This is a genomic window from Methanobacterium paludis (assembly GCF_000214725.1).
GTDB classification, from domain to species: domain Archaea; phylum Methanobacteriota; class Methanobacteria; order Methanobacteriales; family Methanobacteriaceae; genus Methanobacterium_C; species Methanobacterium_C paludis.
Genome location: NC_015574.1, coordinates 74,825 through 101,309 on the forward strand (window position 1 = coordinate 74,825; position 26,485 = coordinate 101,309).

23 protein-coding genes and 1 tRNA gene are annotated in these 26,485 nt (G+C 37.6%); 11 read left to right on the forward strand and 13 right to left on the reverse strand.

What is annotated here, in order from left to right; translation table 11 throughout:
• Nucleotides 1–73: 73 nt before the first annotated feature.
• The 7 genes from MSWAN_RS00295 to cfbD all read right to left on the reverse strand — a co-directional run bounded on the left by MSWAN_RS00295 (nucleotide 74) and on the right by cfbD (nucleotide 6,652).
• Nucleotides 74–146: transfer RNA gene (locus MSWAN_RS00295), tRNA-Arg, on the reverse strand.
• A gap of 328 nt (nucleotides 147–474) precedes the next feature.
• Nucleotides 475–1,077 carry a phosphatase PAP2 family protein gene (locus MSWAN_RS00300; RefSeq protein WP_013824609.1) on the reverse strand — a complete coding sequence of 201 codons (603 nt, stop codon included), beginning with the start codon at nucleotides 1,075–1,077 and terminating at the stop codon, nucleotides 475–477.
• A 249-nt stretch (nucleotides 1,078–1,326) separates the two neighbouring features.
• Nucleotides 1,327–1,767: a hypothetical protein gene (locus tag MSWAN_RS00305; protein WP_013824610.1), complete on the reverse strand. Its 441-nt coding sequence runs from the start codon at nucleotides 1,765–1,767 to the stop codon at nucleotides 1,327–1,329.
• Nucleotides 1,768–1,833: 66 nt separating this feature from the next.
• The gene (locus tag MSWAN_RS00310) at nucleotides 1,834–3,198 is read right to left on the reverse strand and encodes an AIR synthase-related protein (RefSeq protein ID WP_013824611.1); all 1,365 of its coding nucleotides are present in this window, start codon (nucleotides 3,196–3,198) and stop codon (nucleotides 1,834–1,836) included.
• 184 nt (nucleotides 3,199–3,382) lie between these two features.
• The gene (gene hisH / locus MSWAN_RS00315; RefSeq protein ID WP_013824612.1) at nucleotides 3,383–3,994 is read right to left on the reverse strand and encodes an imidazole glycerol phosphate synthase subunit HisH; all 612 of its coding nucleotides are present in this window, start codon (nucleotides 3,992–3,994) and stop codon (nucleotides 3,383–3,385) included.
• A gap of 264 nt (nucleotides 3,995–4,258) precedes the next feature.
• Nucleotides 4,259–5,266, reverse strand: a complete 1,008-nt coding sequence (locus MSWAN_RS00320) for a sugar phosphate nucleotidyltransferase (RefSeq protein WP_048187776.1) — start codon at nucleotides 5,264–5,266, stop codon at nucleotides 4,259–4,261.
• Between the two features lie 312 nt (nucleotides 5,267–5,578).
• Nucleotides 5,579–6,652 carry a Ni-sirohydrochlorin a,c-diamide reductive cyclase catalytic subunit gene (gene cfbD, locus MSWAN_RS00325; protein WP_013824614.1) on the reverse strand — a complete coding sequence of 358 codons (1,074 nt, stop codon included), beginning with the start codon at nucleotides 6,650–6,652 and terminating at the stop codon, nucleotides 5,579–5,581.
• A gap of 278 nt (nucleotides 6,653–6,930) precedes the next feature.
• Between cfbD and MSWAN_RS00330 the strand changes: the two genes are divergently transcribed.
• A complete protein-coding gene (locus tag MSWAN_RS00330) occupies nucleotides 6,931–7,653 on the forward strand; it encodes a hypothetical protein (protein WP_048187777.1) in 723 nt (240 codons plus the stop codon).
• Between the two features lie 212 nt (nucleotides 7,654–7,865).
• Nucleotides 7,866–8,588: a DNA/RNA nuclease SfsA gene (gene sfsA, locus MSWAN_RS00335; RefSeq protein ID WP_013824616.1), complete on the forward strand. Its 723-nt coding sequence runs from the start codon at nucleotides 7,866–7,868 to the stop codon at nucleotides 8,586–8,588.
• A gap of 211 nt (nucleotides 8,589–8,799) precedes the next feature.
• Here sfsA and MSWAN_RS00340 read toward each other — a convergent pair whose 3' ends face one another.
• Nucleotides 8,800–11,709 (reverse strand): cation-translocating P-type ATPase, encoded by a 2,910-nt coding sequence (locus MSWAN_RS00340; RefSeq protein WP_013824617.1) that lies wholly within the window; start codon nucleotides 11,707–11,709, stop codon nucleotides 8,800–8,802.
• A 195-nt stretch (nucleotides 11,710–11,904) separates the two neighbouring features.
• Between MSWAN_RS00340 and MSWAN_RS00345 the strand changes: the two genes are divergently transcribed.
• The 3 genes from MSWAN_RS00345 (at nucleotide 11,905) to MSWAN_RS00355 (ending at nucleotide 14,559) form a co-directional block, all read left to right on the forward strand.
• On the forward strand, nucleotides 11,905–13,299 hold the full coding sequence (locus MSWAN_RS00345; protein WP_013824618.1) for an NAD(P)/FAD-dependent oxidoreductase: 1,395 nt from the start codon (nucleotides 11,905–11,907) through the stop codon (nucleotides 13,297–13,299).
• A gap of 163 nt (nucleotides 13,300–13,462) precedes the next feature.
• Nucleotides 13,463–13,741 carry an antibiotic biosynthesis monooxygenase gene (locus tag MSWAN_RS00350; RefSeq protein WP_013824619.1) on the forward strand — a complete coding sequence of 93 codons (279 nt, stop codon included), beginning with the start codon at nucleotides 13,463–13,465 and terminating at the stop codon, nucleotides 13,739–13,741.
• Between the two features lie 116 nt (nucleotides 13,742–13,857).
• The gene (locus MSWAN_RS00355) at nucleotides 13,858–14,559 is read left to right on the forward strand and encodes a hypothetical protein (RefSeq protein WP_013824620.1); all 702 of its coding nucleotides are present in this window, start codon (nucleotides 13,858–13,860) and stop codon (nucleotides 14,557–14,559) included.
• Nucleotides 14,560–14,770: 211 nt separating this feature from the next.
• Here MSWAN_RS00355 and MSWAN_RS00360 read toward each other — a convergent pair whose 3' ends face one another.
• Nucleotides 14,771–15,961, reverse strand: coding sequence for a redox-regulated ATPase YchF (locus MSWAN_RS00360; RefSeq protein WP_013824621.1), 1,191 nt, complete (start codon nucleotides 15,959–15,961; stop codon nucleotides 14,771–14,773).
• A 279-nt stretch (nucleotides 15,962–16,240) separates the two neighbouring features.
• Between MSWAN_RS00360 and MSWAN_RS00365 the strand changes: the two genes are divergently transcribed.
• The gene (locus tag MSWAN_RS00365; RefSeq protein ID WP_013824622.1) at nucleotides 16,241–16,876 is read left to right on the forward strand and encodes a cobalt-precorrin-7 (C(5))-methyltransferase; all 636 of its coding nucleotides are present in this window, start codon (nucleotides 16,241–16,243) and stop codon (nucleotides 16,874–16,876) included.
• A 180-nt stretch (nucleotides 16,877–17,056) separates the two neighbouring features.
• Here the strand turns inward: MSWAN_RS00365 and MSWAN_RS12990 are convergent, their stop codons facing one another.
• The 4 genes from MSWAN_RS12990 to MSWAN_RS00380 all read right to left on the reverse strand — a co-directional run bounded on the left by MSWAN_RS12990 (nucleotide 17,057) and on the right by MSWAN_RS00380 (nucleotide 19,087).
• Nucleotides 17,057–17,248 carry a cupin domain-containing protein gene (locus MSWAN_RS12990; protein WP_227717020.1) on the reverse strand — a complete coding sequence of 64 codons (192 nt, stop codon included), beginning with the start codon at nucleotides 17,246–17,248 and terminating at the stop codon, nucleotides 17,057–17,059.
• A 47-nt stretch (nucleotides 17,249–17,295) separates the two neighbouring features.
• Nucleotides 17,296–17,421, reverse strand: coding sequence for a cupin domain-containing protein (locus MSWAN_RS13090; RefSeq protein WP_265101172.1), 126 nt, complete (start codon nucleotides 17,419–17,421; stop codon nucleotides 17,296–17,298).
• Between the two features lie 96 nt (nucleotides 17,422–17,517).
• A complete protein-coding gene (locus MSWAN_RS00375) occupies nucleotides 17,518–18,516 on the reverse strand; it encodes an ArsA family ATPase (RefSeq protein WP_013824623.1) in 999 nt (332 codons plus the stop codon).
• Nucleotides 18,517–18,664: 148 nt separating this feature from the next.
• Nucleotides 18,665–19,087 carry an arsenate reductase ArsC gene (locus MSWAN_RS00380; RefSeq protein WP_013824624.1) on the reverse strand — a complete coding sequence of 141 codons (423 nt, stop codon included), beginning with the start codon at nucleotides 19,085–19,087 and terminating at the stop codon, nucleotides 18,665–18,667.
• A 116-nt stretch (nucleotides 19,088–19,203) separates the two neighbouring features.
• On the opposite strand from MSWAN_RS00380, the gene MSWAN_RS00385 reads away from it, so the two are divergent.
• The 5 genes from MSWAN_RS00385 (at nucleotide 19,204) to leuS (ending at nucleotide 26,317) form a co-directional block, all read left to right on the forward strand.
• Complete coding sequence (locus MSWAN_RS00385) at nucleotides 19,204–19,557, forward strand: ArsR/SmtB family transcription factor (RefSeq protein WP_013824625.1); 354 nt, start codon at nucleotides 19,204–19,206, stop codon at nucleotides 19,555–19,557.
• A gap of 15 nt (nucleotides 19,558–19,572) precedes the next feature.
• A complete protein-coding gene (arsB, locus tag MSWAN_RS00390; RefSeq protein WP_013824626.1) occupies nucleotides 19,573–20,673 on the forward strand; it encodes an ACR3 family arsenite efflux transporter in 1,101 nt (366 codons plus the stop codon).
• Nucleotides 20,674–22,084: 1,411 nt separating this feature from the next.
• A complete protein-coding gene (locus tag MSWAN_RS00400) occupies nucleotides 22,085–22,891 on the forward strand; it encodes an NAD+ synthase (protein ID WP_013824629.1) in 807 nt (268 codons plus the stop codon).
• A 73-nt stretch (nucleotides 22,892–22,964) separates the two neighbouring features.
• Complete coding sequence (cutA, locus tag MSWAN_RS00405) at nucleotides 22,965–23,276, forward strand: divalent-cation tolerance protein CutA (protein WP_013824630.1); 312 nt, start codon at nucleotides 22,965–22,967, stop codon at nucleotides 23,274–23,276.
• A 173-nt stretch (nucleotides 23,277–23,449) separates the two neighbouring features.
• Nucleotides 23,450–26,317, forward strand: a complete 2,868-nt coding sequence (leuS, locus tag MSWAN_RS00410; protein ID WP_013824631.1) for a leucine--tRNA ligase — start codon at nucleotides 23,450–23,452, stop codon at nucleotides 26,315–26,317.
• Nucleotides 26,318–26,485 lie beyond the last annotated feature (168 nt).

Consider the following 26,485-nt stretch of genomic DNA (forward strand, 5'->3'; position numbering starts at 1 on the left):
GAGCAATTAGAATAGTTTTCTATTGGGCAGGGACTTTTTAAACCCTAAAAAGTTTTAATATAAAAAATTAAAATGCCCTGACCGGGACTTGAACCCGGGGAATAGGATCCGCAATCCTACGTGTTATCCAACTACACTATCAAGGCATATGAGATTTTATTATTTTTTATTCTATTTTTAAATTTAGAAAATAGTAAAAATTTTATTGATTCTAACAATGGAATTCATTTATATTTAATCAGTACTCATTTTTATATTTAATTCATTTAGTTTACTTTCTTTAATAGTAATTGGATTCATCCATATTTAAACTTTTAAAAATATAAACCTGAAACATGATATTTGTAATAGTTTTTATCTTATTTGTAATGTAACAATGGATCAAGTGGTCTTTGTGTGAATTTTGCATTTAGCATGGTACTGGCAAAAAATGGTTTTTAAAGAGCAAGATTTTGCCAAAAAATTGGTTAAGGCTCATGGAATTAGGAGGTACAACTGCATACCTGTTACTATCAGGCCGTATGCAGCACCTGCCAGAACCTGCCAAATGCTGTGTTTTTTTAGGTAAACTCTGCTCCACATTACAAATGGGATTGTAAGACTGAATAAAATTCCGTAATAGCCGAAAACATAGATCAACGCCGCTGCCGGACCCGCGACACCCATTGCATGGATGCTTATCTTCCAGAAATGGTTTATAAAAAGTACGATCAACGTGTTTGAGAAGTAGCAGAACATGAGCACGGTTGTTACGAGGGGGGCACCGACAGCGTAGAGTGCAATGGCCCCTATGAGATAGAAGATAATGGCAAAAATTAGTGGAAAAGTTCTTTCAACCCTATCTGTTATGTCAATATCTATATTTCTCTTTTTTATCCAAAATAGCGCCGCAATAACAGGTAAAATAGTACCAAAAATTAAACAGATCAGCGTAATAAATAGAAAGTTGTTCCCGCCCAGAATGAAGTAGTTTATAAGGATAAATACAGGTATTGCAACCAGAGGAGGATGTGTGACAGCTGATATGAATCCTGCAAATTTTCTTTTTGATTTTAAATCTAAAACAGAGGTATCCATGTTCACGCCCTATTGAAAATGTTTTCATCCAATTTTATTAAACAATCCAATTTTAGGTTGATACACCGATGGATAAATAGTTAATCCTTAATTTAATCCGGGTTTAGTTTGTATAAATTATTCTGTGTCATAATTACTTTTATTCTCTTATCTTAATTGATTTTCTATCTAAAATTATACCTAAATTTTTCTAAAATTCACTGTCGGTCAATATTCTAATCTATACGCTTATTTCTATCTTCTAAATCTTCAACTCCACACGTACAACTTGAATGTGTAGTCTTCACAGTTTTTAACACCAACTGCAACGTTGTCTGCAGATTTTAGATCTGCGTTCGATGCTATAACTTTCCCTTTAAGCTGGGTTTCCTCTGTTAAACTGTACTTAGTCCCGTTCAATGTTTTATTTAGAAAAGAACCCGCTATCTGCCCTGCATTTTTGATGCCTGTTTCGTCGTTTTGATTTTCTTTTAAGATGTTTGAAATGTCTTGAAGAGTGTTTGAACCATCATTTTCTTTGTAATGGGCCATTGCTTCAATGGAATCCTGGGCGCTGTGAGATAATCGAACATGGGATTCTGTAGTTAGAGGGTCGTAGTAGTTAATGCTTGTCACAGCTGCAACTACAATCAGAACAGGTATCAATGCAAGCACTGCATCTAAACTGACTGCAAACCCTCTTTCATCCATTTAACCGCCTGAAAAACTTTAATTTAAAAATTATAAAAAGAGAAGCCTTTTTACTCAGTCTCCTTTCTATTCATTCCCTTTTATCATATCCACAACTTTATCCTTCTTATCTATGGCATCAAGAGCTGCTTTTTGAACTTTATCTTTCATAGCGTTGAAATCTTCAGGTTCAATATCCCCAACGATTTTTTTTATCTTGGTGTAAGCTGCTTCCCTGAAAAGTGGTTTCAATTCCTCTTCAACACCATCTTTCATGAGCTTGGATTTACCGCTTTCATCAACATAACCTATCTCATCTATACGGACACCAACCGAGGATATAACTTTTTTAACCTCTGTTGCAACATCTTTCGGTGCTATTATCATCAGTGAATCCACAGAAACACCGAGTGGGTCTATGTCCAGCTTTTCAAGCATTTCAAGCACCTTTGGATTCACCATGTCCCTGATCTTATCCTCGAAGAAGGTTAATCCAAGCCCTGTTGTGCTTGCTATTTCATGGGCATCTCCCCTGAGACCTCCATTTGTAACATCTGTCATTGCATGAACTTTAGGCAGCAACCCTGCATTGAATATGGCTTCAGAAGCTTTGATGAAACTTACGTTCATTGTTTCCCGTATAACATCGAACATCCCATGATAGAGGGCTGTTGTGGTTATTGTACCTCCTCCAGAGCCTTCTGTGAGGAGTATGACATCTCCGGCTTCTGCACGTTTCCTTGCGGTTGGCGGATACTCAGATACTCCAACTGCACCCACTGCACTTACGAGTCTGTCGCCTAAAACCATGTCCCCTCCAACTCGTAGTGTGCTTCCGGCTACAAGAGGTACATCCACAAGTTCTGATACTGCGCAGACTCCTGCTGTAAAGTCGAAGAGTTTACCCACGTCTCCGTCGTCTGCAAGGTGCAGGTCGCTCAGCATTGCAACTGGGTCTGCCCCCATTACACAAACATCTCTTAAGGTGGCTCTTGCAACGTGAAAACCTCCAAGGAAGGGGTATTCGCTCAATCTGGAATGAATACCGTCAACTGCAGTTGTAATGTAAGCCTCTTTAGATCCTAATTCTGCCTTAACAACTCCTCCATCGTCCTGGGCTGATGGATTTATCAGTGCGCTGGTTTTGACGCTGGATACTATTTCTGCAATCTTTCTGTGTACGAAGAAATCTCCCTCGCCACGGGATCCCACACCTATTTCACCCATTCCAACTTCGGATTTTGGATATTTTATGAGTTCTTTGAGGAATTCATCGTCATGTTCTTCGATTTTAAGGGTGTTTTTAACCTCTTCAATTACTGCGGCGGCCATTTCACCAGCTTTTTGAGGGGTTATGTCCTTGTATTCAAGTATTTTGTATTTTAGGTTATCTTGAACGGATTTTTCATCTTGTTCTATGATTGCGCGCCTTACGAAGCCTTCTATGTCCACTTGATACACCTTTTTTTGCTTTATTAACTGAAGTATTTGAGGTTGTTTATTGTTATCCAAAATTTTTACAAAATTAATTCTGCTAGTTTTTTAATTTTATAATATTTTTACTCATCTACAACTTTTTGATCGGGATAACTAATAATTAATATTCATTATATAAAAAGTAATAAGATTTCTTGTTTTATGGAACCATATCAACGAAATTTTTGAGAATCTTGAGACCTATTTCACCACTCTTTTCAGGGTGGAATTGGGTTGCAAACACGTTTTCCCGGCAAACAACTGCAGGAACATCAACTCCATAATCAACAGTTGCAGCTATTATGCTCTCGTCTGTGGGCTTCACATAGTATGAGTGCACGAAGTACATGTATTCCGGGCCTACACCTTCAATTATAGGACATTCGTTCTGAATTTTAAGTTTATTCCACCCCATGTGGGGTATTTTCATTCCTTGGGCTGTAACTGACTCTGGAAAGTGCAGAACTTCTCCCTCAAATATCTCAAGGCCTTTTAAGCCCGGACTCTCTTCACTCTCTGTGAAAAGAACCTGCAACCCAAGACAAACTCCAAGAAACGGCTTTCCACAATTTATATGGGTTTTTATAACTTCTTCATAATCTTTGAGTTTTTCCATGGCATTTCCAAACGCTCCAACTCCAGGTAAGACTAAAGCATCAGCATTTTTCATTTCATAGAGGTCGTGAGATACTACAGTTTCCACACCTATCTTTGAAAACCCGTTTTTAATACTCTTCAGGTTTCCTGAGCCGTAATCAATTATGGTTATCATGTTGTTCCTTATTTAATTATTAATATCTAGTTTTCAGTTAATTCCCTATTTGATCTCTATTTAATCCTTTAACCCTAATTTTTTCTTATTTTTGTTTGTTTTTCATTTTTCTATTTTTTTAGTTACATCATGTGTTTTTCTTATTTTGTCGGATACTTCTCTAAAAAAAATAAAAATAAGGTTGGGTCCGTGTTTATAGTTTGGATCTATTTTATACTAGGTAATTATTACTTTAAATCTGCCTACTGTGCGATTGTCTGTGTTTTACCTTGCACTGTAGTAATCTTTAACCCTTATTGTGTCGTTGAGATGTGGTGTTGAGATCTCGTGGAGCACTGTGTTCTCCATTGCAACTATGGAATGGGTTTCTCCAGGCTCTATCCTTATTGTGTCGTTCTTTCCAAAGTAGTCTTTACGATCCTCAAATTCAATGTAGCCGGTTCCACTTACTATGTACATTGTTTCGTCCTTTTGGGAGTGATAGTGGAACGAGGTCTGGTACCCTTCACGTATGAAGAGCTCCTTGGTGAGGTACTTCTCTGTGTTTATAAGGATCTTCTCGTAGCCCCATGGTTTGTCTTCACGGTTCTGGTACTCTTTCCTTATCTGTTCAAGCTCCTTGGATGTGTCTATTGCCATCCAGAAAAGCCCATTTTCCTTGTAGTAACCCAGTTGGTTCTCTTTGGCAAGCATTGGAAACACTGTTTTTTCTATGTCCCCAACTTCAAAGTCCCCAAAGTCTATTTTACCGTTGGAGAAGTAAACTCCACCGTTTATGTAGTAATCGAGAATTGGTTTTTCTTTGAAGGATACTAATCTGTCTCCGTTTATTTCAACTATTCCATAGGGTGAAACCATCTTGGTCACAAAAAGTTGTAGGGGATAGTCAGATTTTTCGCCCTGTTCTATCATCTTTTTAATGTTTAGATCGGCAACAACGTCACCGTTTCTTATGATGCATTGTTCGCCATCTTTAAGATGTTCTATACCAAGTTTTATGGCGTTTAGAGTTCCAAGGGGCTTTTCTTCCTGGATGTACTCTATTTTAACTCCTTTGTATTCTTCATCATATCTTTCCCTTATTTTATCACTTAGAAAACCTGTTAAAAGGAGTACTTTGTCCACTCCTGCATTTTTAAAGTCAAAGAGCTGTTTGTCCAGGATGGTGTAATCGTCCCTAATTTCAACGAGGGGTTTGGGAACTGTTTCTGTTAGGGGTCTTAACCTCTTTCCAAAGCCTCCGCAGAGTATCATTCCAACTGTTTCTGTCATCATATCACCGTGATATTTTTTTTAAATGATTTGTTGTATATAGTTAGTGTTATGGTTAATATTTCTTTGTTGTAATGTTCTCTTTGCATTCCATGTTTAAACATGGGAGTACTAATGAACTATTTTTATAATCATGAACTAACTTATTGATTTTAGTAACATTATGATTTTATTTTATATAGATATATCCTACCTTTAGGAATTATTATTTTATTGAAGTTTAGATCTATAAGATACTGAAATTATCAAGCCCAAAATTTTTTCATGCTAAATTTTTCATGCTAAAATCTCGAATAAAAAAATAAAGAATTTCTATAAATCCATGATGCCCCTTAAAACATCTCCAAAATCTGATCTTACAATTTTATTTGTTCCAAGGGTCTTTGCATGGGCATCCAGTTCCGTGACAACGTATGTATATCCCATTTCCTTCAAGGGTTCCACAATCCTTGGGCCATCCGTCACAGCTATCGTATCGGTGTTTAGTTTTTCTATTGGTAAAGCGTGGGGTACACCAGCAACAACCACCAGATCAAAGTGTTTATCACTTAAAAATTTCACGGCTTCTTCTCCAGTTACAGGGTATTCGTCCAGCCCCCCAGTTATTACATCAACGCTAATTCCAGCATCTAAAAGCTCCTTTTTAATGTTAGCTGCATGCTGTCTTATTCTCGGAAGCCCAACTTCATCATCCAGGTTTGCAATTATTGTTGGTTTATTACCTGGTGCTATGTTACTAAATTGAACCTTTAAAAGGTCTGAAAATAGGTATGAGGTTTCTTTTTTTGCATTGAGGACAATTGCTATTTTATCTCCATTTTGGAACCTTTCAAGAAGGATTTTTGCAACTTCCACCTTGTTGTCACCGTAGGATGGTGGAATGTACTCCCTCTTGGCCATGCCCCTAGTCTTCTCTATTCTGGTTGCAAGTTTAAGCATTCTGTTCTGGCGCTCTGCTTCCGCGTAGGGTATGACACCACCCTTTGCTGCGGCATTTAAAACAGCTATGGCCCCTTCAGTGTTGTCCCCATTTCCAAATCCTCCGTGGGATTCAACTGTAATGACCTTGGCGTTTATATTGGCATTTTGAGCGGCTTCTTTAAGGTTTTCCCCAATTATCATACTTGCACATGTTCCAACAACCCCTACAAGTTTTGGGGAGAACATGGACTCAACTTTGCGGAGGGTTTCCTCGAGTTTTTCAGCTGCCCCGAATACAAAGTCGTTTTCAGACATGGCAGTGGTTACAACGCGCACACCGTCATTTTCAAGTAGTCTTCCAGTCCTGAAACAGCAGCCATGGGGGCCGTGTAGTATGATAACATCTGCATTTAAATCTCTTAACGTGTAAAGTGAAGCTGCTATTGGGCTTGGTCTTGGATGCAATTTTTCACCTCATTTTTAAAATCAAAATATTTTTATTTCAAAAAAAATATTCTCAAAAATACTTCTTTTCCCGTTTTATATCGTTTAAATCTGTGATAGATCAATTAAGGACTTCTTGATAAATCATCTAATGGATATCTAAAGTTCTAAATTCAGGTATGGTCAGTTATGATAATGTGGGAATTTGGGAATAATATAAGTTGATGATTGATATACATTTGAATTAGTATAAAAAGATTTGATGAAATATGTAAGAACATCTATGAAAATGTGATATGATGCAAATGAAAAACTTATTTCTGCTCCTTCTTATCTTTGGAATAATGGGAACGTCTCTTCTTATTAACCAGAACGTTGGTGGTGTTGATATCTCACAGATTACAAATTTTAAAACGTTTGAATCCCCTATGATTCTTGGAAAAACAGACTATGGTTACGTTGAAAGAGGAGGGCCCTACGGAAACATTAGTTCACCTATAAAAGTAGCTTACATAACAGGAGTCCATCCTCTGGAATTCGATGCTCACGATGCAATTTTAGAAGCAGTTATAACCAACGATAATTCCTTAAAATATTGTTACTACATTTACAGGGTCCATGTTACACAGGATGCAGCGGACTACAACAAAGGACGGATCAATGGCCAGAAATTGGCCTATGACTATGTTGTGCCGGATATAAAATCTCATAAATTTGATTTAGCCGTGGATGTACACTCAAACAGGGGTGTTTACAAAGATAAAATATTTGTAGACGTGCCTGCAAACGACAAGATCTCAAGGGAATACGCATTTGAAATTGCCGAAAAAATATCATGGCTCACATTTTATGTCCCTCCACCAGAGAAGGGCCCAACAAGCGGGTCATACGTAACCCTTCCCCTTATAAATTCAGGAATACCTACATTTGTGTATGAAACCTACATGTACGAGCCCTACAGCACAACTCTGGAGCATGCGGTTGATTTTGTTCAAAATCTGGATAAAATAAGCATAAGATGAGGTTATTTAGGTTATTTTAAAGATTTTAATTCATTTATTAATTATTTAGGCATCTAAGTGAGGAATGAATCTTATTTGAGTAATGAATCTTAGGGCATCGCTTCAGTTTAATAACTTAATATAGATCTAATTTATACATTCAAACATAAAATCAAACATTTAAAATGATAATATCCAATTTATATAAGTAAATGGATCAAGGATTAAAAAAAATGATAGTATCCAATATAATTGAAGGAAACTTCGTTGAAAGGCCCAACAGATTCACAGTTGTGTTTAAAACAAACGAAGGATTGAATAATGGCCAGATGTTGGAAAAGGCGCATCTCAGGGATCCAGGAAGGCTTAAAGAACTCCTGCTTCCAGATGTGGCACTGCTTTTAAGGCCGGCACTCAATCCAGACCACAGAAAAACCAAGTACGATGTTGTTGCAGTCAAGAAAGATGATTTCTGGGTCCTTATAAATTCAGGATTTCACAGTGACATAGCTCAGGATCTGATTGAATCAGGCAGAATTGGAGAGTTTTCAAATTACTCTGTTGAAAGACGTGAATACACCTACGGTAAAAGTCGTATAGACTTTCTGCTATCAGACGATAACAATGGAAGAATGCTTGTTGAGGTTAAGGGCTGTACCCTTGTTGAAGATAGACTTGCAAGGTTTCCAGACGCTCCAACAACAAGGGGAAAAAAGCACGTTGAGGAGTTGACACGGGCGGTGGGTGAGGGTTTGAAAAGCGCGGTTTTATTTCTTGTGCTTTCAGAAGATGCCTGCAGATTCACTCCAAACAGGGTCACAGACCCGGAATTTTCACAGGCACTGGAGATTGCACATGAAAGAGGAGTTTCAGTGGTACCATATTCATTTAAAAATATTTACACTGGAGATAAATTGGAAATAAAGCCATTTAAAAGGATTAAATTGGAGTTATAATGGATTTTTTTTATATTGGAAGTAGGGCATTTTAAAGGATTAAATTGGAGTTATAATGGATTTTTTTTATATTGGAAGTAGGGCATTTTAAAGGATTAAATTGGAGTTATAACGGATTTTTTTATATTGGAAGTATATCCTTTTAAAGAATTAAACTGGATTATCAGAGATTTTTATATTTAAAAATAGGACCTTTTAAGGATAAATTGATTTAAGACGATTTGGAGCTGTGCTTCCTAACAAAGTACTTCCTTAACTCCTCTGCAAAAAACATAATCGGGATGAATGTTGCCAGATAAATCCATTCTGTAATTCCAAGGGCTGTGGTACTGAATAAACCCTGAAGGTACGGCACGTAAACTATGGATAACACCACCGCAACTTCAAACAGGATCCCCCTTATCACCCACTTATTTTTGAATATGCCCACACTGAATGTGGAGGTCCTTGTGGTCTGGCAGCCAACCAGGTTTCCTATCTGGGCTGTTACAATCCCTGCAAATGTCATGGTGGTGGCCTTCAGATAAAGGGGGTCTATAAATGCAAGTGTCTGGCCCCACTGCCACCCTCCACTGTAAAGAACCCAGAAATACCCTGAAATCACCAGCACAGCTTCAATTGAACCCAAAAACACGTAACCTCGGAAGATAACTGGAAGGTTTAACAGCCTTTCTTTTTTGGATCGGGGAGGCACGTCCATTACATCCGCCTCTGAGGGACCCATACCCAGGGCCAGCGCAGGAAGAGTGTCCGTTCCAAGGTCAATTGCAAGTATCTGCATGACCCCAATGGGAAGTGGAATTTGAAAGAGAATCATTGCAACAAATGGAATGATTTCGGCGGTTTCGTGGGTAAATATGTAGGTTATAAACTTTCTTATGTTCTCATAGATGGTTCTACCCTCTTTAATGGCAGAAACGATGGTTGCAAAGTTATCATCGGTTAAAATCATGTCTGAAGCTTCTTTAGCAACATCAGTACCTGTTATTCCCATAGAAACACCGATATCTGCCTTTCTAAGGGCCGGGGCATCGTTTACACCGTCACCTGTCATTGCAACGATCTCATCTTCACTTTCAAGTATCGAGGCGATTCGCATCTTATGCTCTGGCACGGCCCTGGCGAATATCACGTTACCTCCAGATCTGAGAACTTCCATAACTTCATCATCCGACATTTTGTCCAGTTCTTTCCCCTTCAATATCCTGCATTCGCCCTTTATGATGCCGATTTCCTCTGCTATGGATCTGGCGGTGAGTCCATAGTCCCCTGTTATCATGATTATCCTGATGCCGGCGTGGTGGCATTTTTGGACTGCAGGGTAAACTTCAGGACGCGGAGGATCCTGCATTGCCATCATTCCCAGAAAAACCATGTCCTTTTCAACTTCTTCAGGAGAATAATCTTTAAAATCTTTTGGAAGATCTCTGTAGGCCATTGCAAGTATTCTGAGTCCTGAAGCTGCAAGTTCGTCGTGTTTTTCTATTACTTTCTTTTTTTCATCCTCTGGAAATGGCACAGGGGTTCCATCAATGGATATTTCATTGCAGAGATTTATGATCTTTTTAGGGGCTCCTTTTACGTATGCAACATTTTTATCCTTTTTCTTGTGGATTGAACTCATTGATTTTCTTTTTGAGTCAAATGGAAGTTCAACAATTCTTGGACTTTTTTTTATCTCCTCTTCCCAGTTAAAACCATTTTTACGTGCAGCAACCAGCAGAGAAGCTTCTGTTGGATCTCCTAGAATTCTCCATTTTCCACCGGTTTTCAGGGTTCCTTCTGGTTCATCTGAACCCTTTTGCTTTATGTTTTCTGATGGTTTTGGGGGAGTGGTTTTAGAAGTTAATCCTGAGGAATACTCATCAGATGATTCAGATTCATCAAATCCCTCAGATGATTTAGATTCATCAAATAATTCAGTTAAGTGTTTTTTAGAGGGTTCAATTAGTTTAGCATCGTTACAAAAGGTTGCAGACCTCATCAATAGTTTTAACTCTCTTACCTCCTGGTGGGAGATTTCTTCACCTTCATGGAGAAACTCACCCTCTGGATTGTAACCTGCTCCTGTTACATCAATTATTTCGCAGGGTATCCAGATCTTTCGGACAGTCATCTCATTTTTGGTTAAAGTGCCAGTTTTGTCAGTGCATATTATGTTGGTTGAACCAAGGGTTTCAACACTTGAAAGACGTTTTATCAATGCATTTTCACTTACCATCTTTTTGGCAGCAGCAGCCAGTGCGAGGGTAACTGTGGGAAGAAGCCCCTCAGGAACACATGCAACAGTTAGTCCTATCGCAAAAATAAAGGCAATGGTCAGTGTGAACTGTATGACCCAGACGTTAACCACAAACAAAATGAATCCCATTGAAATTCCTATAACCGCAATTATCTGGGTTAACCTATTCATCTGTTTTTGTAGAGGACTTGGCTCCTCTTTTACGGCCTGTGTAAGCGATGCTATTTTATTGAACTCGGTATTTTCACCTGTTGAAAAAACTACAGCCCTACCGAAGCCAGATGCAACGCTGGTGCCTGCAAAAACGATATTTGGCATTTCGATGATGGTCTGGTCATCATCTGTAATGGGATAAGAAACCTTACGCACGGGTTTAGATTCGCCTGTGAGTGTGGATGAGTCAATTTTCATCTGAAATGCTTCCACAAGTCTTGCGTCTGCCGATATCTTGTCCCCTTCACCTAAAACAAGGACATCTCCTGGAACAAGCTCTGCTGCAACTACCTCCCCTTCCGCACCACTTCGGACAACCCTCGCCTTTGCTGGCAAAATTTTCTTAAGGGCATCTATTGCCTTTTCTGCTTCATATTCCTGCCAGAAACTGAAAAAACCATTTATTATAATAACAGCGATGATTGCAAATCCCAGTTGAGGGATCCCGGCTATGAATGCCAGTGCACTGGTGCCCCAAAGAAGCAAAGCCAGAAGATGGTAAAAATTAGCAAGAAATTTATAGATAAGGGGAGTACCTTTGATCTCCTCTATCTGATTAGGTCCGTATCTATTTAACCTTTTTTTGGCCTCTTCACGGTCCAAACCTTCATATGAGGTTTCAAGTTCCCTGTAAACATCCTCAGGAGGGAGTTTATAGATCTTCATGTTTACACTTGATACACTTGAAATGTACCTCTCTCTCTTTCACTGAACAGCTTTAACATTCAATCTTCAAAATCAAATTCTTACTTATTTTTATAAATTTAAGAACATAAATAATGAAATGATAAAATTAAACCCATTACTTAATAAAATTCTAGAAGCGATTTTAACATTTATAAACTGATCTGTGGTGTTTTAATGAAATGTGACGTCTTAATAATTGGTGCAGGGCCTGCAGGACTCTTTGCAGCCAGCGAACTATCTTCTGCTTTCAAGGTGGTTGTGGTTGATATGGGGAGGGGTATGGCGGGAAGAAGCTGTATGGCTCTTAAAACTGGAAAATGTGGAATTTGTTCCCCATGTAATATAAACACGGGTCTTGGAGGTGCAGGAGGGCTTTCAGACGGTAAACTTAATTTGAGGCCGGATATAGGTGGAAACCTTGAGGATTTTGTAAGTAAAGAAGAGGCATGGAAGATCGTGCACCAGGTTGATGAATTCTTCTTAAGGCACGGTGCCACCCAAAAACTCTACTCCCCCAAGGAGGAGGATATAACAGATGTTTTAAGGAAATCAGCTGCAACCGGAATAAAATTCATACCCATAGTCCAGAGGCACATGGGCTCCGATAAAACACCTGAGATAATAAACTCCATAAAAAATGAGCTTGAAGGAAATGGTGTTGTTTTTTTACTTGAAACAGAAGTTCTTGAAATAATTGCAGATACCCAGGTTAAAGGGGCAGTTGTTCGAAATGAAAAAGATGGTAAGTTTGAGATAGAGTGCAGTTATGTGATGGCGGCACCTGGAAGGATTGGGTCGCGCTGGTTAGCCGGCCAGATGCAGAGACTTAAAATTCCGATAAAACACAATCCAGTGGATGTTGGAGTTAGAGTTGAGGTTCCACAGATAGTAATGGAGAACATAACAGACATAAACTGGGATCCTAAGTTCCACATAACCACTAAGACCTATGATGACTTTGTAAGGACGTTTTGTACATGTAAAAAAGGATTCGTTGTTGAGGAGGTTTACAACGACTTTGTAGGGATAAATGGACATTCAATGCACGATAAAAAATCTGAAAATACTAACTTCGCATTTTTGGTCCATGTAGAACTTACAGAACCTGTTGAAAACACTACAGCTTATGCATTTTCAATTGCAAGCATATCAACAACCCTGGGTGGGAGAAAACCCCTACTTCAAAGACTTGGAGACCTTAAAAGGGGAAGAAGATCCACCTGGAAACGTCTTGAGAGAAGTAACGTTGTACCCACACTCAAAAGCGTAACACCAGGGGACATTGCAATGGCACTACCACACAGGCTCGTGGTGGACATAATAGAGGGACTTGAAGCACTTGATAAGGTAATTCCAGGTGTTGCATCCGATTCCACCTTGATCTATGCTCCTGAGATAAAGCTGTACGCAATGCGTGTTGACGTTGACTCTGGAATGAAAACCCGGGTTGATGGACTTTACGTTGCAGGTGATGGTGCGGGGGTTTCAAGGGGAATTGTTGGGGCTGCTGCAACTGGAATAATTGCTGCAAGGGATATTTTGGGGAGGAAGGAATTTAAATCGCATTAAACATGTTGATTAAAAACTGTAGAATTTATATAACGAAAGCAGGTTTAAGCAGCATTTGGGTTTCTAAAATTGATATCCACTTCATAAAATACTATTACTACCACATTACGAAAATTTAATATCATACGAATTACATATTTAAATGTTATAAGGGGGTTGAATCATGGTGCATGTGCTTGGACAACTAAAACTTGAGAGTTATACGAAGTGGAAAACTTTTTTTGATGAAAGATCAGCTACACGCAAAGAAAGTGGCTCTAAAGAAGCTCATCTCTTCCGTAACTTGGATGACCAGAATGAAGTTATGATTTTATTTGAATGGGACAATATTGAAAACGCACGGAAGTATATGGAATCAGATAATCTACGAAAATATCTACAAAACGCAGGTGCCCAAATAATAAATATAACTTACCTCGATGAACAGGAAACAACAGTTTAAGAAATCATTTCATTTTAGCCTGAAGATAAGCCCAATAATCCTGTGAGAATTATTTCTCTTGTTTTTTTTATTTAACTTGTTTAAAGGATTGTTGATTCTTAAATAATGGTGATTAGATGTACTGTCCTATATGTGGGTTGAAGAATTCATTTAATTCTAAGATTTGCAAATCCTGTGGAAAGGATTTAAAAGGAGGAAGAGATCACCTTAAAATAGCACGATATAAGCAAGTTATCGCTATGACTCTTCCAGTAGTTCTTTTAATAATATTCATTGCAACAACTAAATATGGATATGAGTACTTTCAATATCTTGGATATACAATACTTTTTATTGCAGGCTTCAGTATTTTGTTTCTCGAAACTCGATCCCCCTCCTATGGTCAACATAGTAGATATTGTCCCAACTGTGAACACTCTAATTTTAATGAAAAATTTTGTATAAAATGTGGATATAATCTAGAAGACATTTTAGGCTATTTTATAACAACTAATCATGATATTGAAATGAATAGGAATTATATAAATATATACAGGAAATATGCTAGTGAAAGTGCAGATGACATGGTTAAATTAGCACCTGAAACTTTTAAGTTAAATAAGATAAGAAATCTCAGAGTATCTTCATGTAAAACCCTGTTTTCCAATAAACCCTGCCTGAAATTTGAATATATGGATGAAAAGTGCAAATCTCCTGCCCGTAAACATGGAGATAAATGTATTGTTAAGATGAACATAGACAAGAAAAACGAATATGAAATTAATAGTATACTGTGCATGGGCATTTATAGTGAAGCATTAAGTCCTCAGAATGTTTAAAATGGGGTTATTAGGCTCGATGGAAAACATGAAAAGTTAAATATTCAAAAACTTCAGTAATTTCTTTATTTTTACTTTAATTAAGATAATTAAACATTGAATAACAGTTTAATTTGGTCAATTTTTATTTAAAACTTTAAAAAACAAAGAAATAGGTAAAAATAGAAAAAATTTACTTTTTTCCTTAAAACTAATTAAAGACTATTAAAATTTAGTTACGGCACACAATACTGATAATATCCCCATCAACCAGTTCATGGTCGCTTGAAACCCTCATGCACTTCCTTGCATCCATTGCATGCATGAAACTATCGCCGATATCTGTGTGTATCACGTATGCAAGATCCTTAGGTTTAGAGCCCTTACGGATTAGTATGGCATCTGGTAGAATGTTGCCCTTTTTATCGCAGAGTTTGTGCTCATCCTCCACAGGGTAAACAGTTATCATGTTCAAAGTGTCGAAAACTATGGTGTTCAATGCTTTTTGAACCCCCGTACCTCCATACTTTTGAAGCACGTGTTCTTTTATGTAGTTAAGGGCTTTTATCTGATTGTCTGTCAGTTTTTCAGGTTTAAGTATCTCAAAATCTGAACTTCCAGGGAAGTAATCTATTAAACCAGCTTCTGCTGCTCTTATAAGTGCTAATTCTGATTCTGCAGATGCTGGAATAACGTTTACATACTTCTCTTTCAGACGTTTGATGTTCTTCTCTGCAGTTGGCAGATCTGCCTTGTTTGCAACGATCAACATGGGTTTTGCCCTTTTTAGAAGGTCGTCCAGAACGGTTATGATGTCAGAGTCTTCCCATTTATCATAATCTTTGCTAATGAGTTTTGTTGATTCTATAACATCCTCAAGCATTATTCCAGTTCCACTTAGCTGTTCTGCTATGACAACTGCAAATTTCAGCCTTTCAGACATTACCTTCCTTATCATCCTGTTCCAGTTCTTCTTCAAGATACCGAAAAGCCACATGGTTATCTCGTGCTCTAAAAACTCCACATCATCAAGTGGATCGTGGGATCCGGCCTCACATGGTCTTCCCTCTTCATCTGTGGAGCCTGAGGCATCTATTATATGTATGAAGGCTCTAGCCTGTCTAAGGTCATCTAAAAACTTGTTTCCCAACCCTCTGCCCTCGTGTGCGCCTGGAACAAGCCCTGCAACGTCCACAAGTTCAACTGGTATCAATCTTTTGCCTTCGACACATTTCGAGTTTCTGGGGTTGCAGGTAACCTCCATCTCTGTACATGGGCAGGTGGTGATCACGTGTGCAACTGCCTTATTGGCGTCTATGGTTGTAAATGGGTAACTTGCAACTTCCACTTCTGATAGAGTTGCAGAATTAAAAAATGATGATTTTCCAACGTTTGGTTTTCCTGTTACAGCAATTTGAAGCATTAAATATCCCTTCTTAATTTTCTAATCATTTATTCTCAAAGCTATCTATTTCTATTTAAAAGACCATGATAAATAACGATTTCGATGATTAAATCCAAGTAAATGAAATCAAGTTTTTAATAATATAAATAAAAATTGGAACTTATAAAAGATAAATTGGTAAAATGCATTGGTAAAAATTTATAAAGAAATAAGTGGTAATATAATTAGCAATAGAAGTGTTAGAACTTTGTAATAAATGAATTGAGTAAAAATGGATCAAGAACTGGAGAAAATGGAATGTCAAAGATTTACGTGGTGGGTATAGGGCCTGGATCAAGCGAATATTTAACGGTTAAAGCTCAAAAAATCGTTGAATCTGCGGATATTTTAATGGGAAGCAGAAGGTCCCTTGAACTTTTCAAGGATGTTGATGAGGAGAAGATTGAAATTGAAGCCCGTGAAATGGAGGAAATGATGAAGCTTGCAGTTTCACACGTGGGGAAAGGAAAGTCTGTAGCACTGCTTTCAACCGGCGATCCTGGATTTTCAGGGGTTTTAAAACTTATTTTAAAATTAATGGATGATTTAAATGGTGAAATAGATGTTGAAGTGGTTCCAGGCGTAAGTTCAATTCAGATGTGTGCTGCAAAACTTCAGATACCCTGGGATGATGCTGACATAGTAACCATGCATGGAAAGGGAAACTCCAAAGATGTTTTAAAGCTTGTTGATAATGGGAAACCTACAATAATCCTTCCAAACCGAAGTGTGGAGGAACTTGCTGAGTTTTTGATTGATAACGGTGTTGATCCCGCAAGAGAAATTGCAGTCTGCGAGAAGCTGAGCTACCCTGATGAAAAAATTGTTAAAACCAGTTTAAATGAAGTTTTGGGCATGAAATTCAGTTACATGTGTGTTGTGGTTGTTTACTGAAGTGATCCCTTTAATTGATCTAATTTGGGGTTAATTATTTTTAATATCTTTAAGAAGGTTGAACTTTTTTCATTGAAATTTTTTTTCATCGAAACATTTCACTTGATAGAATAGTTTCATTTAATAATTAAAATTAGAAAATTCAAATTTATTCATCAATTTATTAGTATCTTTAGGAGTTCATCCGCATAACTCTTCATCATCCTCATGCCATGGAGGTGAAACAATGCAAAGAAACTTCAAATCAGCATTACCGATGTTTTCAATCCACTGCTTTGCATGAGGTGGAATGTAAACGGCCTGTCCTGCATGAACCCGTGAGGATTCTTCCTCGATGTGCATCACACCTTCACCCTCAAGAATGTAATAGATTTCAACGGATTTTTTGAGTTTGTGGGGTAGAGAAGATTTTCCAGGTTCTAAACTGCATGGGCAATGCTACAACCCATTTCAATGTTTTCATTTTCAGGGTGCAGGAGTTCGCACAGAATGGTTTCATCCATTGCTTTAAAATATTCACATTTCCTGACGTCTTTTATGAGCATGTAAACCATCTACAGACATATATAAAAAGCCATATTTTAAAATATATAAAAAAAGTAAAATAAAAGGTTTTAAAAACTTTTAACGGTTTTTAGACCTTAGTTCAGTGCAATTGGAGGTTTTTTCCCTTCTTCAGAATCACCGTAGAGAATATCTGCAATCTGTTTGAGCTGTTCCATTCCCTTAACTTCATGATTTTGGAGTGGTATCTCGGCTATGACCTGGTCTCCGAACTTCTGCTTGATGCTTTCAAGACGTTTTTCCTGGATTTTCCTTCGGGCACGGCAGAACTCACAGTCAGCTTCTTCAGGCTGGATCTGGTTCACTATAACTCCATCTGTTGTCATATTGAACTTGTGGAGGGACTCCATCGCACGTTCTGACTCGTAAATGGACATCTCTTCAGGTATAACAACGGTCTTGAATGAGGTCCTTTCAGAATCAGCCATAATGCCTCTAGCTTCTCTTATCTGTTTTTTGCTAGCTTCAAGGTCTTCCATAGCTCTGTCTTCATCATCCTCGTCACCCATAAATGGCATTATGTTTTTGAAGGCTTTTGCCATGCTTCCTATCTGTCTTCGAACCTTGATCATCTTTCCAACCCATGAGTCCATCATTTCAGGGAATGATAAGAGCCTTAATGTATGTCCGGTTGGTGCTGTGTCGAATATCACTATGTCGTACTCGTCTGTGGTCATGTACTGGAGGAACTTGTCAAATGCGGCTGCTTCGTCAATACCTGGGGACATTGAAGCCATATCCATCTGATCCTGCATCATTCCCATGTCCATACCGGGGTTTAATGCCTGTTGTTCCTTCATTTTAGCCTGATAATCCTGCATAGCAATTTCTGGGTCAATTTCCAGTGCTTCAAGGTTTTCTGCTATGGGTGTTGGGTTGTGTCCTATATTTTTCTCGTATGAATCTGAAAGGGAATGGGCGGGGTCTGTGGATATTACAAGGGTTTTTTTGCCCTGTCTTGCACACCATAAAGCTGTTGCAGCGGATACGGTTGTTTTTCCCACTCCTCCTTTACCACCAATGAACACAAATGTTGTTTTTCCTTTATTGAACTTAAAAAGGTCTTTAAATGCCATTTTACGCCTCCATTATTTATATCAAACAAATTAGCTTAAAATTAGCCCTAACGTTGTTGTTTATGATTAGTTTGTATTCGTTTTTAAAGTTATACTATGTAGGTCAATGCATCTTATAAAAATTGTGGATTCAAAGGTGTAGATTTTTTTAAGGCTTTCTGAAGCTTTCTTCTATCCAACCTTTAATTTCATCCCTTATTCCTCTAAAAACCTTTATTTTATCACTTTTGGTTCCTTTAACTCTTGCGGGATCCTCAAATGATTTATGAAGATAATTTTTTCCTCCAGTCAAGTATGGACATGCGTCACCATCGCATACAGTAACCACGTGATCAAATTCAGTTCCTTCAAACTCCTTGAGGCTTTTGGATCTGTGTTTGGATATGTCAACACCTATTTCAGCCATTACTTCTACAGCGTAGTGGTTTAAGGTGCTTGGATAATTCCCTGCACTGTAAACATCATAATATTCCCCATACAATGATCTGAGGAGGCCTTCTGCCATTTGTGATCTTGCAGCGTTGCGATTGCAGATGAATAAAACTTTTTCTTTAGTTTTTGGGGATTCCATTTTTATAACCCTGTAATTTTTAATAACCTTGTAATTATCATTATCTTATAATTTACCATCCTATAATTTTAACACATCCATATATTTAAATATATCATTATTCAAATACTCTTACTATGAAATCATGTGAAATTGGTGGAAAAAATCCCAACTGTGACCAGATTAAAAGATTGAAAAAAATAACATCTGAAATGCCGGGTGATGATGAGATATATAAAGATTCAGAAACAATAAAGGCTCTTGCAGACCCTACAAGGCTAAAAATAGTTTATCTGCTGAGATATGGTGAACTGTGTGTCTGTGAGATAATGGAAGCGCTTGAAAAACCTCAAGCTACGGTGTCTCATCATTTAAACATCCTGAAAAATGCTGGGTTTTTAAAATGGCGTAAAGAAGGGGTATGGACACATTACAGGCTATCAAACTCAAAAATTCATGAGAACATAAATGAACTACTAAAAAATCATTGATGGGATGAGATTTACATGGATAAAGACAGTGATAATGCCAATAATGAAGTTAGTAGTCAGACTTGTGATGTTACAAGACTGGGCTTTCTTGATAGATTTTTAACATTGTGGATATTTCTTGCAATGGTTTTGGGGGTGTCTTTGGCTTATTTAGTTCCGGGAGTTGAATCGTTTATCGGTAAATTCCAGGTTGGAACAACCAGTATTCCCATAGCAATTGGTTTAATTTTGATGATGTATCCTCCCCTTGCTAAGGTGAAATATGAAGAATTACCCGACGTATTTAGAAACAAGAATATATTGGCTCTTGCTATGTTTCAAAACTGGGTAATAGCGCCCATAGTCATGTTCGCACTGGCAATTATTTTTTTAAGAGGATATCCTGAATATATGACTGGTTTAATCTTAATTGGAATTGCTCCGTGTATTGCTATGGTGCTGGTTTGGAATCAGCTTGCAAAAGGTGATAACGAATATGCAGCAGGATTAGTAGCATTTAACAGTGTATTTCAAGTGCTTTTTTATAGTGTTTATGCTTATATCTTCATAACTGTGCTACCGCCCATGCTTGGTTTGGAAGGAAGTACAATAAATGTTAGTATAACACAAATAGCACAAACCGTCTTTATATACCTGGGAATTCCCTTTTTAGCAGGCATGCTAACAAGATTTGTTCTGGTTAAAAGGAAAGGCAAAGAATGGTATCAGAATAAATTCATCCCTAAAATCAGTCCAATTACCTTAGTAGCATTGCTATTTACGATTGTAGTAATGTTTAGCTTAAAGGGAAGCTTCATAATAGAAATTCCACTCGATGTAGTGCGTGTTGCAATTCCTCTCCTCTTTTACTTTGTAATTATGTTTTTCATAACATTTTACTTGGGGTACAAGATAGGTGCAGATTATTCAAAAACCACAACCATATCATTCACAGCAGCAAGCAACAACTTCGAACTTGCCATTGCAGTTGCAGTTGCAGTTTTCGGAATAGGATCAGGAGTTGCATTTGCAGCTGTTGTGGGGCCACTTATAGAGGTTCCTGTGCTTATAAGTCTGGTGAACGTGGCGTTACTGTTCCAAAGGAAATATTTTAGTAAAAAAGTTGAAACAACTTAAAATCTTTTATTTAGGTGACCTCCCTTTATTTTATCTTTTGTTTAAACTTTCCTCAAAAATTCCCCTTTCTTCAGGTGTCAAACCGTACAGATCATAGGCTCTTTCATAGCAATACCACAAAACTCAGCAATCCTACCAACCCACATAAATAAAATAAATAATAACATTTAATCAGGAATACTTCAACTTGTATAAAGCTGCGGATGTAACTTTACAAATCGCTGGTGTTTTCGGGTACTTTTTAGCGATTTATTATACAGACGGGATTTGTGGAGCAATTCTCGGTGATCTTGGTCTATGGGGTGCAGTGGGCTTTGAAGGCCCATATCTAACCAACGTGGATTGATGAGGATTATGATTCTCAAATTGATCATTTGACTGATGGTGCTATTTGATCATGATAAACCAATGGATATGTCAAATAAAATAAACTGAGGTTAATTTATGAATAGAAACAATACTAAAATGCAAATTGTAGGTATTTTGTCAGCTACATTTTTTATATCCCGATCTTTTTATTTTCCAAGCACAGGAGATCCATCTTATTTGATCTGGGGTTCTGTAGGAATTTTTATTTTAATCTTATTTTTTTTAACGAATAACAAATATTCCGTTAAAATATTTTTCACGACGTCAATTAGTGTAATGATATTTTCAGGACTGATGATAGTGTATACTTATCTTCTCTTGCCAATGTATGCTTCGGGTTTTGTATACTATTTTTCAATCGGAATTTTCTTAATGTACACACTCCTTTTTGCTTTAGGTTGTCTTCATAAATGGGATCCTAAGTTTTTGTTTGGAGAATCATTTGAATGAGAATGAATTGCAAAGTAAACTTGAATGGGATTTTAAAGGTAAACTATAACTGCATCAATCATATTAATCTGAAAAATCTAAAAAAATAAGAAGATTTAGTAAAACAAAGAGGCGTACAAGTGAAACGTAATATGTGAATATACATTATCCTCATTTTTAACATATAAATACAGTGTATATTATTACTATTTGGGCCAAATTAGGTTTTAAAATATTTGGTTTCAAAAACGCTACTTCCAACCGGTTACGATCGGCAATTAATTATAGTTAAGTACCAAAAGTTTTACACTATCTCTTTGAATAAAACTGAAAAAAACAAGTTAATCAGACTAAAGAACATGTTAATTGAACTTATTAGTTCAACAAGTTTAATAAGTTAAGTCCTTAACTATAATTTTTTTATTTCTTTTTATCCCATGAATTTGTACAAATCAATATTATCCAAAAGGTATATATTTAAAACTGTTTTTACATCCCAATTATATAAACTCCAAATAAGATCTTAAAACCCATAATTTTGGATATAATTTTGGATATGGGCTGAAGATTGTAGAATGAACTTAAAACTTAAAAATTGAAATCCGTGATCAAAATGCACAAAGAACCTAAAACCATCCCCCACATAAATGAAGAAAAAGCAGCAGAAAAAATATCTAACTTCATAAAGGATAAATTGAACGAATCCAGAACACAAGGATTGGTTGTAGGTTTAAGCGGAGGATTGGACTCCACAACAACAGCATATCTTTGTGCAAAAGCCATTGGAAAAGATAAAATCATGGGCCTCGTACTGCCCAGTGAAACAACATCAGATGAGGATGTTCAAGATGCTCTAACCGTTGCGGAGGAACTTGGAATAAAACACAAAGTAGTGCACGTGGACGAGTTTATAGAACCATTTAAAGAACTTTTAGCTCAATCAAATGGAGAATATGATACTAAACTTGCAAATGCGAATTTAAAAGCAAGAATACGTATGATGATACTGTACTACCACGCAAATGCAATGAAAAGACTTGTTGTGGGAACAGGAAATAGGACAGAATTGCTTGTAGGCTATTTCACCAAATATGGGGATGGTGGAGTGGATATACTGCCTATAGGTGCTTTATACAAAACTGATGTAAGGCAGCTGGCATCCTACCTGAACGTTCCAAAGAGCATCATAGAAAAAGCCCCTACAGCGGGTTTATGGGCTGGACAGACAGACGAAGATGAGCTTGGAATCAAGTACGAACTTTTAGATAAACTACTCCATCTCATGGTCGACAAAAAATTGGAAGACCATGTTGTTGCAGAAGAACTGGAAATTCCACTTGATGAAGTTTTAAGGATAAAAAAGATGATAAAATCAGCCGAACATAAACTCAAACCTGCACCCCTTGTGGAAATAAGATGAAATATGGAATTAGAGAGGGATAAGATTCGGAATAAAGATGGGTAAGATTGGGAATTAAAGACGGGGGATGAAAATGCATTCGTTAATTTACATAACAACGTCTGGAATTGAAGAATCAAAGGGAATAGCTAAAACCCTTTTAAAAGAAAAATTAGTGGCATGTGTGAATATAGTACCCAAAATAGATTCCATGTACCTCCAGAATGGTAAGATTGAAGAAGACTCAGAGTCCATTTTAATTGCAAAGACCATGTCATACCAAGTGGATAAGGTTATGAAAATGGTTGAAGAAATTCACAGCTATGAAACTCCTTGCATACTCCAGATCAAAATAGAAAAGGGTTCTGAAGATTATTTAGAGTGGATGGAAAATGAAATAGCCTAAAAAATAAGTTAAAAAATATTTAAGTTTTACAAAATAACTACTTTATAATTAATTTATAACTTTTATAGTGAGCTATAACGAGTTATTAATACAGTTTTTATAATGAATTATTAAACATTTAAGATTATTCAAGTTAACCAAATCATGTTTTAGTTGATTCTGGCGGTGATCAGTTGACAGATATTAAAGTTGAAGAGAAATGGCAGAAGAAATGGCAGGAAGCAAATTTATTCGAATCAGATCCAAACGATAAAGAGAAAATATTCATAACTGTGGCATTTCCATACCCAAGCGGTGCAATGCACGTGGGACACGGAAGAACATACACGGTACCTGATGTATATGCTAGATTTAAAAGAATGCAGGGCTACAACGTGTTGTTCCCAATGGCATGGCACGTTACAGGGGCACCAGTTTTAGGAATCGCGAAGAGGATCAAAAGACAGGACCCATGGACACTTGACATCTACAAAAACGTGCACAAAGTCCCTGAAGATGAGCTTCAAAAGTTTGTAGAGCCTGAATATATAGTCAAGTATTTCAGCGAAGAGTATCACGACGTGATGACACGTATGGGTTACTCAATCGACTGGAGACGTGAGTTTAATACCATAGACCCTCACTACCAGAAGTTTGTAGAGTGGCAGTTTAGAAAACTTAAAGATAAAGGGCTGGTAAGGATAGGAGAACATCCTGTGAAGTACTGTCCAGAATGCGGGAACCCTGTGGGAGACCATGACCTTCTTGAAGGTGAAGGTGTTGGAATAAATGAACTGACCCTTGTGAAATTTGAAATGGACGGCGATTATCTTGTAGCGGCCACATTCCGTCCTGAAACTCTTTTCGGTGCCACAAATCTATGGTTGAACCCTGAATCAGAGTACATCAAAATAAAGGTCGACGATGAGAACTGGATAATAAGTAGAAATGCCTACGACAACATTCTCAACCAGAAAAAGGATACATCAATAGTATCTGATGTTGATGCACCTGCAATGATTGGAAAATATGTGAAAAACCCATTAACCGGTGATGAACACATAATACTTCCTGCATCATTTGTTGACCCGGAATATGCAACAGGAGTTGTTTACTCTGTACCAGGACACGCACCAGCAGATTATATAGCACTCATGGACCTTAAAAAGGATGCTGAAACCCTTAAAAAGTACGGTATAACCGATGAAGTTAAGAGTATCCGGCCTGTTGGCATGATAAACCTCAAAGGATTTGGAGAGATCCCGGCTGAAGAGATGATCCAAAAGTTCGATGTTGAAAACCAAAACCATCCAAACCTCAAAGAGGCAACAAACGAGATATACAAACTGGAACATGCAAAGGGAATAATGTCCCAGAAAACAGGGGAGTACGAAGGATTATCAGTATCTGACGCCCGTGATAAGATCATAGACCTACTTCGCACAGAGAAAAAAGGGGACGTAATGCATGAATTTTCAGAAAGACCCGTTATATGTAGATGCGGAACTAAATGTGTCGTTAAAATCCTTGATGATCAATGGTTTTTAAAGTACTCAGATGAGGACTGGACAGAAAAAACCTACAAATGTCTTGAGGGAATGAACATAGTTCCAGAGGAAGTAAGAGCCAACTTCCAGTACTACATAGACTGGCTTCAGGATTGGGCCTGTTCCAGGAGAATTGGACTGGGAACAGACCTTCCATGGAACAAAAAATGGATAATAGAACCATTAAGCGATTCAACCATTTATATGGCCTACTACACAATCGCCAAGTACATGAAAGACATCGATCCCGAAGCTTTAAACGATCAGTTCTTTGATGAAGTGTTTTTAGGAAAATCAGGTTCATTTGATGGAATTGACGCTGAACTCTTCAAAGATATAAAAGATGAGTTCAACTACTGGTACCCACTAAACTGGCGCCTATCTGCAAAGGATCTCGTTGGAAACCACCTGTCTTTCCACATGTTCCACCATGCAGCAATATTCCCAGAGGATAAATGGCCCCGTGGAATTGTTGTCTTTGGAATGGGTCTCCTTGAGGGAAATAAGATGTCATCATCCAAGGGAAACATTGTGATGCTTGAAGATGCCATAGAAACCTACGGATCCGATGTTGTCCGCCTGTTCTTAATGTCATCTGCAGAGCCATGGCAGGACTTTGACTGGAGAGAGAAAGAGGTAAGGGGAATCAGCAAACGTTTGAATTGGTTTATGGAATTTGCGGACCGTGTTGAAGAAATATGCGGTTCTAAAATTGAGCTTGATGGTCATGAATCCGCACCGGAGGTTAAAAAATCAATAAACGCATGGATACTAAGCCAGCTCAACATGAGGATACGGGATGCGACCACAGCCCTTGAAGGGTTCCAAACAAGAAAAGCACTCCAGGAATCATTATTCCTGCTTAAAAAGGATATGGACCACTACTTCCATCGTATTGAACACGAATTGGATGATGAGGAATCCAGAAGGGAAATAGGGGAAGTATTAGTCCACCTATTGGGAATATGGATACGGTTAATGGCACCTTTCGTTCCACACGCAGCAGAAGAACTCTGGAAAACCCATGGGGGCAAAGGATTTGCATCAGAAGCTTCTTGGCCGCAGTACAACCCTGATTTGATAAATGATAAGGTTCAAAAGGCTGAAGAAATAGTTCAGGGACTTGCAAGCGACATAAACGAGATCAAAAATATCATAGATGTGAAACCGAACAAGGTACATATTTATGTGGCACCTGACTGGAAATGGAGGGTTTTCGACATTGCCAAGGAAGTTGGAAAGCCAGATATAGGCAGGATTATGGGTCAAGCTGTAAAACAGAATGTCTATGACAACAAGAAAGAGATTGCAGGTTTTGCAAAGAAAATAGCCCGTGAGATGACCAGGATAAACTACGTGGGTCAGATCGATGAGTATTCCATAATCAAAGACTCACTGGACTACCTTTCAGCGGAAGTAGATGCAGAGGTCATTGTCTATGATGAACCAACCTACGACCCTGAAGGAAAATCAGGAAATGCATCGCCATACAAGCCGGCTATATATATAGAATAATAAGTGGATGATGTTAAGGAGTGATGTTTTAATACATTCATTCTTTAATATTCTTTTAATCCACTTTAGTATCTTTTTTTAATATTTTTTATTTTGATTGTTTTTTAGAAAGGTTTTGATTATTCTTGAAATGAAAAATTTTAAGGAATTTGAAATGAATTTGATATT

Excerpts from the sequence above, each read along its gene's own strand:
- MSWAN_RS00300 (WP_013824609.1), bottom strand. The coding sequence starts at position 1,077 with ATGGATACCTCTGTTTTAGATTTAAAATCAAAAAGAAAATTTGCAGGA.
- MSWAN_RS00305 (WP_013824610.1), bottom strand. The coding sequence starts at position 1,767 with ATGGATGAAAGAGGGTTTGCAGTCAGTTTAGATGCAGTGCTTGCATTG.
- hisH (WP_013824612.1), bottom strand. The coding sequence starts at position 3,994 with ATGATAACCATAATTGATTACGGCTCAGGAAACCTGAAGAGTATTAAA.
- MSWAN_RS00320 (WP_048187776.1), bottom strand. The coding sequence starts at position 5,266 with ATGACAGAAACAGTTGGAATGATACTCTGCGGAGGCTTTGGAAAGAGG.
- MSWAN_RS00330 (WP_048187777.1), top strand. The coding sequence starts at position 6,931 with ATGCAAATGAAAAACTTATTTCTGCTCCTTCTTATCTTTGGAATAATG.
- sfsA (WP_013824616.1), top strand. The coding sequence starts at position 7,866 with ATGATAGTATCCAATATAATTGAAGGAAACTTCGTTGAAAGGCCCAAC.
- MSWAN_RS00340 (WP_013824617.1), bottom strand. The coding sequence starts at position 11,709 with ATGAAGATCTATAAACTCCCTCCTGAGGATGTTTACAGGGAACTTGAA.
- MSWAN_RS00345 (WP_013824618.1), top strand. The coding sequence starts at position 11,905 with ATGAAATGTGACGTCTTAATAATTGGTGCAGGGCCTGCAGGACTCTTT.
- MSWAN_RS00350 (WP_013824619.1), top strand. The coding sequence starts at position 13,463 with ATGGTGCATGTGCTTGGACAACTAAAACTTGAGAGTTATACGAAGTGG.
- MSWAN_RS00355 (WP_013824620.1), top strand. The coding sequence starts at position 13,858 with ATGTACTGTCCTATATGTGGGTTGAAGAATTCATTTAATTCTAAGATT.
- MSWAN_RS00360 (WP_013824621.1), bottom strand. The coding sequence starts at position 15,961 with ATGCTTCAAATTGCTGTAACAGGAAAACCAAACGTTGGAAAATCATCA.
- MSWAN_RS00365 (WP_013824622.1), top strand. The coding sequence starts at position 16,241 with ATGTCAAAGATTTACGTGGTGGGTATAGGGCCTGGATCAAGCGAATAT.
- MSWAN_RS13090 (WP_265101172.1), bottom strand. The coding sequence starts at position 17,421 with ATGCTCATAAAAGACGTCAGGAAATGTGAATATTTTAAAGCAATGGAT.
- MSWAN_RS00375 (WP_013824623.1), bottom strand. The coding sequence starts at position 18,516 with ATGGCATTTAAAGACCTTTTTAAGTTCAATAAAGGAAAAACAACATTT.
- MSWAN_RS00380 (WP_013824624.1), bottom strand. The coding sequence starts at position 19,087 with ATGGAATCCCCAAAAACTAAAGAAAAAGTTTTATTCATCTGCAATCGC.
- MSWAN_RS00385 (WP_013824625.1), top strand. The coding sequence starts at position 19,204 with ATGAAATCATGTGAAATTGGTGGAAAAAATCCCAACTGTGACCAGATT.
- arsB (WP_013824626.1), top strand. The coding sequence starts at position 19,573 with ATGGATAAAGACAGTGATAATGCCAATAATGAAGTTAGTAGTCAGACT.
- MSWAN_RS00400 (WP_013824629.1), top strand. The coding sequence starts at position 22,085 with ATGCACAAAGAACCTAAAACCATCCCCCACATAAATGAAGAAAAAGCA.
- cutA (WP_013824630.1), top strand. The coding sequence starts at position 22,965 with ATGCATTCGTTAATTTACATAACAACGTCTGGAATTGAAGAATCAAAG.